This is a genomic window from Janthinobacterium sp. HH106 (assembly GCF_001758725.1).
Taxonomy (GTDB): domain Bacteria; phylum Pseudomonadota; class Gammaproteobacteria; order Burkholderiales; family Burkholderiaceae_D; genus Janthinobacterium.
Genome location: NZ_LRIC01000027.1, coordinates 22,293 through 34,157, shown reverse-complemented (window position 1 = coordinate 34,157; position 11,865 = coordinate 22,293). Strand labels below are relative to the sequence as shown.

The 11,865-nt window shown below is 64.2% G+C and carries 15 protein-coding genes; 3 read left to right on the top strand and 12 right to left on the bottom strand.

Features of this window, described 5'->3' with window-relative positions; all coding sequences use genetic code 11:
* Positions 1–101: 101 nt before the first annotated feature.
* Positions 102–767, top strand: a complete 666-nt coding sequence (locus JAB8_RS12255) for a hypothetical protein (protein WP_070218228.1) — start codon at positions 102–104, stop codon at positions 765–767.
* Positions 768–836: 69 nt separating this feature from the next.
* Here JAB8_RS12255 and fghA read toward each other — a convergent pair whose 3' ends face one another.
* The 7 genes from fghA to JAB8_RS12220 all read right to left on the bottom strand — a co-directional run bounded on the left by fghA (position 837) and on the right by JAB8_RS12220 (position 6,326).
* Positions 837–1,706: an S-formylglutathione hydrolase gene (fghA, locus tag JAB8_RS12250; RefSeq protein WP_070289696.1), complete on the bottom strand. Its 870-nt coding sequence runs from the start codon at positions 1,704–1,706 to the stop codon at positions 837–839.
* Between the two features lie 56 nt (positions 1,707–1,762).
* The gene (locus JAB8_RS12245; RefSeq protein WP_070289695.1) at positions 1,763–2,626 is read right to left on the bottom strand and encodes an NAD-dependent protein deacetylase; all 864 of its coding nucleotides are present in this window, start codon (positions 2,624–2,626) and stop codon (positions 1,763–1,765) included.
* 48 nt (positions 2,627–2,674) lie between these two features.
* Positions 2,675–3,346 carry a signal peptidase I gene (lepB, locus tag JAB8_RS12240; protein ID WP_070289694.1) on the bottom strand — a complete coding sequence of 224 codons (672 nt, stop codon included), beginning with the start codon at positions 3,344–3,346 and terminating at the stop codon, positions 2,675–2,677.
* 163 nt (positions 3,347–3,509) lie between these two features.
* Positions 3,510–3,755 carry a hypothetical protein gene (locus JAB8_RS12235; RefSeq protein WP_070289693.1) on the bottom strand — a complete coding sequence of 82 codons (246 nt, stop codon included), beginning with the start codon at positions 3,753–3,755 and terminating at the stop codon, positions 3,510–3,512.
* Positions 3,752–4,003, bottom strand: a complete 252-nt coding sequence (locus tag JAB8_RS12230) for a hypothetical protein (RefSeq protein WP_070218223.1) — start codon at positions 4,001–4,003, stop codon at positions 3,752–3,754. Before JAB8_RS12230 ends, JAB8_RS12235 begins: the two co-directional genes overlap by 4 nt.
* Positions 4,004–4,129: 126 nt before the next feature.
* Entirely contained in the window at positions 4,130–5,704 is a 1,575-nt protein-coding gene (locus JAB8_RS12225; protein WP_070218222.1) for an oleate hydratase, read from the bottom strand.
* A gap of 79 nt (positions 5,705–5,783) precedes the next feature.
* Complete coding sequence (locus JAB8_RS12220) at positions 5,784–6,326, bottom strand: GNAT family protein (RefSeq protein WP_070218221.1); 543 nt, start codon at positions 6,324–6,326, stop codon at positions 5,784–5,786.
* An 83-nt stretch (positions 6,327–6,409) separates the two neighbouring features.
* Here JAB8_RS12220 and JAB8_RS12215 point away from each other — a divergent pair, with 83 nt between their 5' ends.
* A complete protein-coding gene (locus JAB8_RS12215; RefSeq protein WP_070218220.1) occupies positions 6,410–6,802 on the top strand; it encodes a VOC family protein in 393 nt (130 codons plus the stop codon).
* Position 6,803: 1 nt separating this feature from the next.
* On the opposite strand, the gene JAB8_RS12210 is transcribed toward JAB8_RS12215, so the two are convergent.
* Positions 6,804–7,388 carry a DinB family protein gene (locus tag JAB8_RS12210; RefSeq protein ID WP_070289692.1) on the bottom strand — a complete coding sequence of 195 codons (585 nt, stop codon included), beginning with the start codon at positions 7,386–7,388 and terminating at the stop codon, positions 6,804–6,806.
* Positions 7,389–7,551: 163 nt separating this feature from the next.
* Here JAB8_RS12210 and JAB8_RS12205 point away from each other — a divergent pair, with 163 nt between their 5' ends.
* The gene (locus JAB8_RS12205; protein ID WP_070289691.1) at positions 7,552–8,541 is read left to right on the top strand and encodes an HDOD domain-containing protein; all 990 of its coding nucleotides are present in this window, start codon (positions 7,552–7,554) and stop codon (positions 8,539–8,541) included.
* A gap of 39 nt (positions 8,542–8,580) precedes the next feature.
* On the opposite strand, the gene JAB8_RS12200 is transcribed toward JAB8_RS12205, so the two are convergent.
* From JAB8_RS12200 to JAB8_RS12185, 4 genes are read right to left on the bottom strand one after another with little or no spacing between them, the layout of a single operon-like run.
* Positions 8,581–9,282, bottom strand: a complete 702-nt coding sequence (locus JAB8_RS12200; RefSeq protein WP_070289690.1) for an ABC transporter ATP-binding protein — start codon at positions 9,280–9,282, stop codon at positions 8,581–8,583.
* Positions 9,275–9,988 carry an ABC transporter ATP-binding protein gene (locus tag JAB8_RS12195; protein WP_070289689.1) on the bottom strand — a complete coding sequence of 238 codons (714 nt, stop codon included), beginning with the start codon at positions 9,986–9,988 and terminating at the stop codon, positions 9,275–9,277. The genes JAB8_RS12200 and JAB8_RS12195 overlap by 8 nt, the downstream gene beginning before the upstream one ends.
* Complete coding sequence (locus JAB8_RS12190; RefSeq protein ID WP_070289688.1) at positions 9,981–10,940, bottom strand: branched-chain amino acid ABC transporter permease; 960 nt, start codon at positions 10,938–10,940, stop codon at positions 9,981–9,983. The genes JAB8_RS12195 and JAB8_RS12190 overlap by 8 nt, the downstream gene beginning before the upstream one ends.
* Positions 10,937–11,809 (bottom strand): branched-chain amino acid ABC transporter permease, encoded by an 873-nt coding sequence (locus JAB8_RS12185; protein WP_035817692.1) that lies wholly within the window; start codon positions 11,807–11,809, stop codon positions 10,937–10,939. The genes JAB8_RS12190 and JAB8_RS12185 overlap by 4 nt, the downstream gene beginning before the upstream one ends.
* Positions 11,810–11,865: the final 56 nt, after the last annotated feature.

Sequence of the window (11,865 nt, the reverse complement as noted above, 5' to 3'; positions counted from 1 at the left end):
AGGCTTGCCGCTCAGGGCGCGCAGGCGGTGCCCGTTCCGGCAAGATCAGCGCAAAATCTGTGCAATAGCAGCTTGATTTCAGCTCGATAGCGGAGGCAGCCATGCAAGAACAATTTGTCAGCATCACGGCCGATGAACTTCAAATGGACGGCGTGCTTGAAATGCCCGAGCGGCCCGTGGGCATCGTCCTGTTTGCCCACGGCGCGGGCGCCGATAGCGACTATCTGGGCGCCTCCAGCCACGCCACTTCCCAGGATTTTTTGCGAGCGGGCATCGCCACCTTGCGCTTCGATCAGGGCGGTATCGAGCCTGGCGGCGGCAGCAATGGCCACGCCTACTTCGTGCGCAGCGATATCGTGCTGCTGGCGCGCCAGCTGGAAAAAGCCCTGAGCTGGCTGCAAATCGACCCGTCCACCCGACGCTTGCCCTGCGGCCTGTATGGCTATGGCACCAGTGCGGCTGTCGTGATGCAGCTGGCGGCCTGGCGCAGCGCGGAGATCGCCGCGCTGGCCGTGTGCGATGGCCAGGTGGAAATGGCGGGCAAGGCGGCGCTGGAAAACGTGCGCGTGCCATCGTTGCTGATCGTGGGCGGGCGCGACCCCGACGTGGCCGGCCTGAACCGCATGGCGTTTGCCACCTTGCGCTGCGACAAGCAGCTGGAACAGATCGCCGCACCTGGCGGCCCCGACACGCGCCACCAGGCGGCCCTGCTGGCCACGGACTGGTACACGCGCCATTTCAACGGGCATACCAGCACGGCGCAGTAACTCAATCGGCAAGTGCGTCAGGCAAATGCGTCAGGCAAGTGCATCAGGCAAGGGCATCAGGCAAGTGCTTCAGCCAAGGGCGCGCAAGTTCCGCGCATGGAAGCGCACGTGCTCTTCCATGAAGCTGGCGATGAAGTAATAGCCGTGGTCGTAGCCGGCATGACGGCGCAGCCGCAAGGGCTGGCCGGCGTCGCGGCATGCCGCTTCGAACACCTCGGGGAACAGTTGCTCGGGCAGGAATTTGTCGGCCAGGCCCTGGTCGATCAAGATGCCTTCGGGGAACAGTGTCGGCCGGCCCTGCAGCCCGCGCATCAGCGCGCTGGCGTCGTACGGCTGCCAGTTGGCTTCGTTGCTGCCCAGGTAGCCCGTAAACGCTTTCTTGCCCCACGGACATTGGCTCGGCGCGGCGATGGGGGCGAAGGCGGAGACGGAGCGGAACAGTGCGGGGTTGCGCAGGGCCAGCACCAGCGCGCCGTGGCCTCCCATCGAATGGCCGAAAATGCCCGTGCGTTGCGCATCGATCGCCAGTTCCTGTTCCAGCAAGGCGCGCAATTCCAGGATGTAGCTGTACATGCGGTAGTGGCGGCTCCAGGGCGCCTCGGTGGCGTCCACGTAAAAGCCGGCGCCCGCGCCGAAATCCCAGGCATCCGTCTCGCCCGCGATGTTGGCGCCACGGGGGCTGGTGTCGGGGGCGATCAGGATCAAGCCTTCCTCGGCCGCCACGCGCTGCGCGCCGCCCTTGATCATGAACGTTTCTTCCGTGCAAGTCAGGCCTGCCAGGTAAAACAGGGCGGGGCGTTTGGTGGTGACGGCGCTGCCTGGCGCCGTGTCCGGAATGAAGGCCGAGAAACGCATGGGCAAGCCGATGGCTTGCGCGTCGTGGCGATAAAAGCGTTGTACGCCGCCAAAACAGGCGTGTTCACTCAACAGTTCCAGCATGAATTCTCCTCGTTAATTGCACAGTATAGCCAGAGCGGTGCGGGGCCGGCACGGGATCAGCCCAGCATGGCCGCTAATGCAGGCAGGATGTCTTGTGCCGGGGCATCGGTCTTGAATGCCAGCAAATGGTCGGCGCGCGTCTTGCCCATGTTGATGGCGGCCACGGGCTTGCCCGTCTCGGCCGCCATGCGGCACAGGCGAAAGCTCGAATACACCATGACGGACGAACCCACCACCAGCAGGGCGCTGGCCGCATGCATCTTGCTTTCGGCTTCGGCCGCGCAGGCGGCGGGTACGCCATCGCCGAAAAACACCACGTCGGGCTGCAGGGTGCCGCCGCAGCGGGGGCACACCGGCACGTGGAAGGCGGCCAGCTGGGACGGCTCCAGCAAGGCGTCGCCGTCGGGCGCCGGCGTGGCCGTGGCGCCCAGCATCCGGGGATTGTCGCGTTCGAGCTGATCCTGGATCAGGCGGCGCGTATGGCGGGTCCGGCAATCGAGGCAGATCACGCCATGTATGCTGCCGTGCAACTCCGTGACGGCGGCGCTGCCTGCCTGCTGATGCAGGCCATCCACGTTTTGCGTGACGAGGCCGCCGATGCACTGGCGCTGGGCCAGCCGGGCGATGGCCAGGTGACCGGGATTCGGCATGGCGCGCGCCAGGGTCGGCCAGCCCACCATGCTGCGCGCCCAGTAGCGGCGGCGCACGGCTTCCTGGCGGCGAAAATCGGGGCCTTGTACGGGGGCATTGCCGCGCCGCACGCCTTCCGTGTCGCGGTAAGCGGGTATGCCGGACGCCGTGCTGATGCCCGCGCCCGTCAGCAGCAGCACGTCGGGATGGCGCCGCAGGAACTGTGCCAGCTGCTCGAGGGCGGGATCGTCGCTGGCGGGCTGCTGGCTGGATGAAGGAAAGTTGTGCATGATGCGCCATGCTAACCGAAAAGCGCGGCGCCGTTGCGAGGGCGAGGTTTACTCGAGCTTCATGCCGAAACGTTGCAGCCGCGGCTGCCAATGCTCCTCGATATTGGCCGAGACGAGGATGCGCTCGGCCTTGCCGATCAGCAATGCGCGGGGCACGAAGCCGAAATAGCGCGAGTCGGCGCTGTTGTCGCGGTTATCGCCCAGCATGAGGAAATGGTCGGGCGGCACCGTCACGGGAGCAAAGCTGCGCGCCGCACCGGCGATTTGCGGCAAGACCTGGATGCGGTGCTGCTCCGTCGCGTTGCGCTCGCTGATGCGCTGCGCCGTCAGCTGGCCCACGTGGGCGATGGTTTCGGGCGCCGTGTCGAGCGCCGTGTACTGGGCCGGCTGGCCATTGATGACCAGCTGCTCATTGCGCATTTCCACCGTGTCGCCGGGCAGGGCGATGATGCGCTTGATCAATCGCGTGCCGTCTTTCGGCGAGGAAAACGTAACGATGTCGCCCCGCTGCGGTTCGCCCAGGCGCTGCAGCACGATGTCGGTGAGCGGCACTTTCAGGTTGAAGGCGAGGCGGTTGACGAAGACCACGTCGCCCTCGAGCAGATTGGGGCGCATGGACGCCGACGGGATGGGATTCCAGTCCGCCACGGCCGTGCGGAACACGCCGAACAGCAGGAGAAACATCAAAAAACCTTTGTTGGCGCGCATCCATGTGCTCATGTCGGCTCTTTCGCTGGGCTGTGCCCGTGATGGTGTAGGGAGGCGCCATTGCTGCTGGCGTCCTATGCACGATGCACGGCGAGGCTGAAGCCAGTCTTAAATCCAGCGCATGCGGGGCCGATGGCGTGACCGCTGTTGCGTGCATGCATCACCATGCCTGCCATCAGGGATGGCGGCACGGCGCTTGCGTGTCGTCGTTGCCGTTCGGCAGGCGCTTGCCATGCATTTCATCCCACAGTTCGCCCAGCGCCACCAGCAGGCCGCCGGCCACGAGGGGGATCGCCACCAGCCATGGAATGCTGTCGAGCCAGGGACCCAGCACGATGGCCGAGGCCACGGCGATGACGAGGGCGCTGCACCAGAAACGGCGCGGATGCCGGAGCGTGAACAGGTAATGAAGGTGCTTCATACATCCTCCTTGGTGAGCATGCGGAACAGCCGGGCGGCCAGGATGCTGCTGACGGCGATAACGATGCAACCGTCCAGGAAAAACAGCACCTTGCCCACCAGGTGCATGCCCTGTATCAGGTAGGCGGGCAATTCCTGCGCTTCCGCCCATTGCGTCATGCGTGCCAGCACGATGGCGGCGGCAAAGATGACGAGGGCCAAGGCCAGCACCAGCAGCACATGTTCGAACAGGCGTAGCCGCAGTTTCATGTTGGACTTGGCAAGGTAGGGAAGATTCCCGGACCTTGACGTTATCAGTCCGATATCGCCGTGCTTTGCGCTGTCACAAAGGCGCGCCCGATAGGATGAAAACGACGTTGGCGCGGGAAAATGGGCTTATGTGAAGGCCTTGATGACGGCATCGAGCTTGACCTTCAGCGACTTGTCGTGCGCGTGGATGGCCGGCACGTCGCGCTGCACGCCGAGCAGCTGGTAGACGGCCGTCTGCGCCGCGCGCACCGAGTATTCCACGGTAAACACGACATCGTCGGCGATTTCCACGAACTGGCTCACGAAGGCCAGGTTGACGGAGCCGGCCGGCACGGGCAGCGGGCGGTCGCTTTTTGCGCGGGGCATGAACATGCTGGTGATGTAGGGCATGCGGCAGGGAATGCAGTTGGCCGTGGCCATCATGTCGAGGTCGAAATTCAGATGGCCGCACAGCTCGCGCAGGATTTCCTCGCCGCTGCAGTCGGACATGGGCTTGGCGACGAAGTTGCCGATGCGGTCGGGGTGCAGCGCATAGCCCCAGAACACTTGCACGCCCTCGGGCTGGCCCGCAAAATGGGGCTGGTGCGCCAGCACGATGGACATGAACCAGTTGCTGTCCTTGAAGGTGACGAGGCCGCCCGTGCCCGCGCTGTTGCCCGTGAATTGTTCCATCCTGTCGAAGAAGGCGCTGTCTTTCAGGGTGACCGTGTACGAGGCCCAGTACGATTCGGGAATGCTGCTGTTGAAGGCGGCGGGGCGACCCAGTTGCGGGCGGCCCTCGGCCAGCTTTTCCCACAGGCGCCAGCCGTGGCTGTCGTTCTTCGTGCGCTTGGCCGGCGCGCTGTGCATGCTGCCATAGCTCGATGCATCCGTCATCGAGGCATTCTGGAAAAAGACCAGGTCGCCGGCAGCGACAGGAATCACGTCGGCCATGCCGCGGCGCTGGCAGGCAATGGCGGTGGCGCTCAGGCGGCCTTCGGATTCCTGCACTTCGATATCGGTTACCGCGCAATCCATGATGACGTTCACGCCTTGCTCCTGCAGCCACGCGACCAGCGGACGCACCAGCGAATCGTACTGGTTGTAGACGGTGCGCTTGACGCCGGCCAGCGTCTCGATGCGCGAAAACTCCATCATGAAACGGTGCAGATAGCGCTTGAACTCGACGGCGCTGTGCCAGGGCTGGAAGGCGAACGTGGTGGCCCACATGGTCCAGAACTTGGTGTCGAAAAATGCGGGCGAGAGCCAGTCCGTGATGGCGCTGCTGCCCAGGACGTCTTCATCGGCTTCCGTCAGCTTCAGCAGTTCCAGCCTGTCCTGCATGGAAAAGCCCATGCTGCTGACGTCGACCTTGAAACGGTTGCGGTCAACGAGGCGCGCGCGCGAGTGGGGAATATGCCGTTCGTTGAAGGCGATGGTTTCGTCGTAGACGCTCTGGCCCGCATGCTCGAGCGAGGGGATGCTCTTGAACAAGTCCCACGTGCATTCGTAATTGTCGGTGGTCAGCATGCGCCCGCCGCGCAAGGTGTAGCCATCCTCGGCATTGCCGCCGCCATCGAGGCTGCCGCCCGTCACGGGCGCCGCTTCGAAGATGGTGATGTTGCTGCCTTGCATGCCGCCGTCGCGTATCATGAAGGCGGCCGCGGCCAGCGAGCCGATGCCGCCGCCGACGAGGTAGGCTTTTTTATCTGTATTGTGCATATTGTTCCCTGAATGTGATATTTGCCTATTTTATAACATCAGGGCAGAAGCGGCCTCACAATAGAGCAACTGCTCGGTTTTATTCCATGCCGGCGTGCTCGTTGCGCCGTTCAAAATACAGCAAGTCCGACCAGGCGCCCTGGAAATGCATGGCTTTTTCCGAGCGCCCATACTGGTGAAAGCCGTTGCGCTGCATGACCGCGACCGAGCCCAGGTTTTGCGGCCGCGCCGTCGCTTCCAGGCGCCACAGTTCCAGTGGACCGAACGCTTCTTCCAGCAGCAGGGCCACGACGCGCGTGGCGTAGCCGCGTCCGCCGAATCGTTCGCCGATGCGGTAACCGAGCGCTGCCTTGTTGAAATACGGGCGCGTGACGGCCGTCAGGTTGACCCTGCCGATGATCTGTCCGTCCAGCCTGGCCAGATACTGGTAGGCGCGGTCCTGCTCGCGCTCGCGCTGCGCCTGCTCGATGGCGGCGGCGATGGCTTCCTCGCTATAGTAGGACGGCGCCCGGGCCGTGACCCAGGATTCAAAATAGGCGCGGTTTTCCAGCTCGAAGGCGAGCAAGGCGCAGAGGTCGGCGCTGGTCGGAGGGGACAATTGGAGGCGGTCGATGTCTGGCATGGGATCTGGTCCGAAAGAGATGCGCCATTATAATCAGCTGGCGCATTCCGCCGCACACCCGTTTCTAACCATGAAGGAGCAGCATGCTGTCCCATCTCTGCCTCGGCACCAACGACTTTCCCCGCGCCTACGCCTTCTATACGGCCTTGCTGGGAGAACTCGACCTGATCGAAAAATTTCATGATCCGGCCAAGCCCTGGGCGGGCTGGATGGCGCGGCAGGCGCCGCGTCCCCTGTTCGTGCTGACGGCGCCGCACGACGGCTTGCCGGCTACGTCCGGCAACGGCCAGATGACGGCCTTGCTGGCGGCCAGCCGCGCGCAGGTGGACCGCTGCCACCAGGCCGTGCTGGCGCTGGGCGCCGTGTGCGAGGGGCCGCCAGGCTTGCGCCCCCATTACCACGATAATTACTATGGCGCCTACTTCCGTGACCTCGACGGCAACAAGCTGTGCGTCTGCTGCCACGGCGAGGAGTAACTCAGCGTTCTGCCCACACCTCGTCTTCCGTCCAGCCCAGTTCCAGAAAATCCTGCGCCCGCTCGTCCGCTTCGCCGGCGCAATAGAATTCGTCGAGCTGCGGCGGCGCGATGCGCGTGCCTGCCAGCATGGCGTGCACTTGCCCCCGGTGGTGGATCTGGTGCTGGAACACATGCGCCAGCAGGCGTTGGCGCGTGTCGACTTGCGGCGTGTCGCGCAAGATCGTCACGGGCCGCGCCAAGTCAAGGTCGCACAGACTGCGGCAATGGGCGATCAGGCGCAGGTCCGATGCGCGCTGCGCCGCGTGCAGGGCCGCGCAATCGGTGAACGGTTCATCCTGTGCAAAGAAGACGTAGCAGTCGGGATGGGGCGCTTCGCCGCGCATCTCGCGCTCGAGCGCGTCGAGATAAAACCAGTCGCATGTGAGGATGTGGTTCAAGGTGAACTGGATGGTGGGAAAAAAACTGACGCGCGTGGCCTGAAACTCGGCCCGGGTCAGCTGCCCGCACGCTTTCAGCAGGCGGTGGTTGGCCCAGGCGTTGTTGTACGCCTGGCTGGTGATGTAGTGCGCAAGTGGATTGTTCATGATGGATCGCTTGTTAGGCAGGACAGGGGGCATGTCATGCTACTTTAGCATGTTGCGGCAGGTGGACAAAGCGCTCACGCCCGCCGCACCGGCGCCGCTGTCATCAAGTAAAATCGCGGGGCGGATTTCGCGATAGTGATGCACATAGGGCTGGAAGAATAAAATGGGTTGGATAGGAAAATTACTGAGCGGCGGCGACAAGGCTGCGCACCTCACGGCAGCGGCGGCGCCCGAGGCGGCACGGCAGCCGGCCACCATCACCGAAATCGATGCCATTTACTACCGCTGGCTGGCGGCCGCCGGTTCGGCGCAGGCGCCGGCGGAGGCGGAACAGCAGATTCTGGACGAATTGGCGCGCCTGGTCCGTGAACCGGTCGCTGGCGCTGCGCTGATACCGCGCATTCCGGCCATCATTCCCCAGTTGATGCGTACCTTGCAAGATGAAAACATGAGCGCGGCCAAGCTGTCGGCCCAGCTGGCCCAGGACGTACTGCTGGTCGCCGAGGTCTACCGCGAAGCGAACCGGCCCCGCTACCATTCGCGCTACAACGCCAGCCCGTCGATCAACAACATGGAAGGCGCCATCATGCTGCTCGGGCAAAACGGCATGCGCATGCTGCTCGCCCGCGTCGCCTTCCGTCCCATCGTCAGCATGCAAAGCGGCGGCCTGACCATACGCACGGCGCCGCTGATCTGGCGCCAGTCCGAGAAATGTGCACTGGCGGCCAACCTGGTCGCGCCGGCCATGCAGGCCAACGCCTTCGACGCGTATCTGGCGGGACTGATGGCCAATGTCGGCCTGGTGGTGGCCTTCCGGCTGATCGACCAGATGCATGCGCCCGATGCCTTTCCGCAATCGGACGCCTTCATTGCCCAGGTGTTTGCGCAAGCGCGCATCTTGTCGGTACGGATCGCGGAATTATGGGAGTTTCCCGTGTCCGTCACCCGCGCGATCGCTCAGGTGGGGCAAGCCGATGCCGATCCGCAGGCGCAGGCGCTGGCGCTGGGCGAGCGCTTGAGCAAGCTGCGCATGCTGCTCGATACCGGCCGCTTTCCTGCCGATGATCCCTTCGTGATGACGGGACTGAGCAAGGCCGAGCTGCAGGTGTTTGACAAGCTGGCCGACGACGACGAGGACGACGATGAGGAGTGATGGCCGCAGGCCGCTCAACCTCGGCGGCGGCCATGCCGCTCAGCGTGCAAAATACAGCGCATGCAGATGTTCGAGGTCGACATCAACCGCCGCCTGCGACAGCGCCACCTTACCGCTTTGCATCAGGTAGACGTGATCGGCCACGCCGACGGCGCGCGCCGTGTTCTGCTCCACTAAAATGATGGTGCGCTTGCCGTCGTTCAGGCGCGCGAGGATCTCGAACAGCTCGTTGACCACCAGCGGCGCCAGGCCCAGCGACGGCTCGTCGATGATCAATAACGACGGATCCGACATCAATCCCCGCGCCATCGCCAGCATCTGCGCCTCGCCGCCGGAGAGCGAGCCGGCCAGCTGGCGGCGCCTCTCGTGCAGGCGCGGGAACATGGCGTAGGCTTCGGCCAGGCGCGCCGGCATGTGGCTGCGGTGCTCCTTCGGAAACGCGCCCATGATCAGGTTTTCTTCCACGCTCATGTCGCGGAACGTCATGCGGCCTTCCGGGATCATCGTCACGCGTGCATCGCTCATCTTCCAGGTGGGCGTGCCGTTGATGGGCGTGCCGTCGAGCGCGATGCTGCCCGCGTCCACGGGCAGCAGGCCCATGATGGCGCGCAGCAGGGTCGTCTTGCCGGCCCCGTTCGGGCCGATGATGGTGGTCAGCTTGCCCTTCTGGATCGAGAGCGACACATCCCACAGCACATTGATGGCGCCATAGCCGGCGCGCAGATTTTCTATGTTAAGCATGCGCTGCTCCCGTATAGCTTTCGATGACGGCCGGATCGCGGAAGACGCAATCGGGCGTGCCGTCGGCGATCAGCTGGCCAAAATTGAGCACGGCCACGCGCTGGCACAGATTGCTGATGGTTTCGATATCGTGCTCGATCATGACGATGCCCACGCCAAAGGCGGCGTGCAAGTCCTTGAGCATGCCCATGAAGCGGCGCTTGCCGTTCGTTTCCAGGCCCGCCAGCACTTCGTCTAACAGCAGCAGTTTCGGATTGGTGGCCAGCGCCTTGGCCACTTCCAGCGCTTTCAATTCCGTCAGCGCCAGTTCGCTTGCCGCGTCGCGCTGCGCCTTGTCCGCCAGGCTCGTGAAATCGAGGATTTCATCGATCTTGCGCATGTCCACCTTGCCCGTGCCGAAGCGCTGCGCCACGACGAGGTTTTCGCGCACCGTCAATTCATGCATCGGCTGCGGGATCTGGAAGGTGCGGCCCAGCCCCAGGCGCGCGCGCTGGTACATGGGCGTGGCCATGATGTCGCGTCCCTCGAAGCGGATGCTGCCGCCGGTGGGGCGCACCAGGCCGGAAATGGCGTTGAACAGGGTGGTCTTGCCGGCGCCGTTCGCGCCCACCAGGCCGATCACGTCGTGGCTGCCCACTTTTAACGTGACAGAATCGACGGCCGTCAGGCCGCCGAAGCGCACGGACACATTATCGAGTTCAAGCATGTGCTTTCTCCTTACCCAGTGCTTTTTTCAGCAGCGGCAGCAAGCCGTTCGGGCTGAAGACGATCATCGCCACCAGCAGCACGCCCAGCACCAGCTGGTGGCCCGTGGGGATCAGCGACTTGAAAATGAGCTGGTCGACCAGGTAGACCACGACGGCGCCCAGCACGGGGCCGAGTATCGTGCGGTAGCCGCCGAAGATGGCCGCCACGATCGGCAAGGTCACCCACAGGCTGTTGAAGGCGTAGTCGGGCTCGAGGAAGTTGATGTAGTGGGCGTTGAAGGCGCCGAACAGGCCCGCCATGAAGGCCGACACGAGCAGCATCGCGCCTTTCAGCAAGGTGCTGTTGACGCCGACGACGCGCGTGGCGTCCTCGCTGTCGTGCATGGCGCGCAGGGCGATGCCGTAGTGGCTGGCGCGGATGCGGCTGTAGGCAAAGGCGCACGCCACCACCAGGGTCAGCACCACCAGGTAGGCGCCCGTCTTGCTGGCCAAATCAAAACCGAAGACGGTGGGTAAAGCCGGGATATTGTTGATGCCGCCGGCACCGCCCGTCACGGCACTCCATTCCGTGGCCAGGATGCGGAAGATGTGGGCGTAGGCGAGGATGGCCAGCGCAAAATACGGCCCGCGCAGCCGCAGCACGGGCAGCATGATGACGGCGGCGATGGCCGCGCCCGCGCCGCCCAGCAGCATGGCGGCAAACACGGGCAAGCCCAGTTTCACGGTGGCCAGCGCGGAGACATACGCGCCCACGCCGAAGAATGCCGCATGGCCGAAGCTGACCATGCCGCCCAAATTGCCCAGCAGGGCCCAGGACATGGCCACGCCGCCGATGATCAGGGCCGCCACCACCATGCTCATCACATACTGGTTGGCGCCCAGGGCCAGCGGCACGGCGACATACGCGGCCAGCAGCAGGACTGCCGTGGAAATCAAAGTCGAGCGCTTCATCCGCGCCTCCGTTGTGCGCCGAACAGGCCGTTGGGCATGATGAACAGCACCAGCAGGAACAGCACCATGCCCGACAATTCCTGCAGCGCGGAGCTGGCCAGGGTGACGGTCAAGGCTTCTGCCACGCCCAGCAGCACGGCGGCCAGCAGCACGCCGGGAATCGAGCCGATGCCGGCCAGTACCGTGATGATGAAGGCTTTCACCGTCAGCGCGCCGCCGTAGGCAGGCTGGATCACGCCATAGCTGAACAAAGCGACGCCGGCAAAGGCGGCCAGGATGCCGGCGACCAGGAACGAGACCAGTTCCGTGCGGCCCGGATCGATGCCCATCAGCTTGGCCGCGTCGCGGTTGCTGGACACGGCGCGCACGGCGCGGCCATACCAGCTGGTCGACAGCCAGCGCCACAGGGCCGCCATCAGCACCAGGCTGACGCCAAAGAAAATCACTTCACTGCGCATGCTGAAAAACGGGCCGATCTCGAAGCCTTCCTGCAGCCAGCTTGACGAGGTCGAGCGGATGTCGGCCTTCCATACCAGCAAAATGAAGTTGGTGAGTATCACGCCGATGCCGTAGGTAAGGATCAGCGAATTGATTTCGCGGTCCTTCTTGATGCGGCTGACGATCAGGTAGACGCCCACGGACGTCAGGCTGACGATCACCAGCGCGATGGGAATGGCGAACATCGGCCCCAGGCCCAGGCCCGATTCCACGCTGTAGGCGATGTAGGCGGCCAGCAGCACCAGTTCGCCGTGCGCCAGGTTGATCACTTTCATGGTGCCGAAGACCAGCGCCAGTCCCAGTGCGATCAGGGCGTAGGAGCCGCCCTGCAGCAAGCCCGAATACAGGGCTTGCAAGATTAATTCTGTCATATCGTCATCCCGTCAGGCGGCCCAGGCGCATCGCGAAGAGGCACCAGGACCGCCGT

Coding starts and splice junctions, on each gene's coding strand:
- JAB8_RS12255 (WP_070218228.1), top strand. CDS start 102: ATGCAAGAACAATTTGTCAGCATCACGGCCGATGAACTTCAAATGGAC.
- fghA (WP_070289696.1), bottom strand. CDS start 1,706: ATGCTGGAACTGTTGAGTGAACACGCCTGTTTTGGCGGCGTACAACGC.
- JAB8_RS12245 (WP_070289695.1), bottom strand. CDS start 2,626: ATGCACAACTTTCCTTCATCCAGCCAGCAGCCCGCCAGCGACGATCCC.
- lepB (WP_070289694.1), bottom strand. CDS start 3,346: ATGAGCACATGGATGCGCGCCAACAAAGGTTTTTTGATGTTTCTCCTG.
- JAB8_RS12235 (WP_070289693.1), bottom strand. CDS start 3,755: ATGAAGCACCTTCATTACCTGTTCACGCTCCGGCATCCGCGCCGTTTC.
- JAB8_RS12230 (WP_070218223.1), bottom strand. CDS start 4,003: ATGAAACTGCGGCTACGCCTGTTCGAACATGTGCTGCTGGTGCTGGCC.
- JAB8_RS12225 (WP_070218222.1), bottom strand. CDS start 5,704: ATGCACAATACAGATAAAAAAGCCTACCTCGTCGGCGGCGGCATCGGC.
- JAB8_RS12220 (WP_070218221.1), bottom strand. CDS start 6,326: ATGCCAGACATCGACCGCCTCCAATTGTCCCCTCCGACCAGCGCCGAC.
- JAB8_RS12215 (WP_070218220.1), top strand. CDS start 6,410: ATGCTGTCCCATCTCTGCCTCGGCACCAACGACTTTCCCCGCGCCTAC.
- JAB8_RS12210 (WP_070289692.1), bottom strand. CDS start 7,388: ATGAACAATCCACTTGCGCACTACATCACCAGCCAGGCGTACAACAAC.
- JAB8_RS12205 (WP_070289691.1), top strand. CDS start 7,552: ATGGGTTGGATAGGAAAATTACTGAGCGGCGGCGACAAGGCTGCGCAC.
- JAB8_RS12200 (WP_070289690.1), bottom strand. CDS start 9,282: ATGCTTAACATAGAAAATCTGCGCGCCGGCTATGGCGCCATCAATGTG.
- JAB8_RS12195 (WP_070289689.1), bottom strand. CDS start 9,988: ATGCTTGAACTCGATAATGTGTCCGTGCGCTTCGGCGGCCTGACGGCC.
- JAB8_RS12190 (WP_070289688.1), bottom strand. CDS start 10,940: ATGAAGCGCTCGACTTTGATTTCCACGGCAGTCCTGCTGCTGGCCGCG.
- JAB8_RS12185 (WP_035817692.1), bottom strand. CDS start 11,809: ATGACAGAATTAATCTTGCAAGCCCTGTATTCGGGCTTGCTGCAGGGC.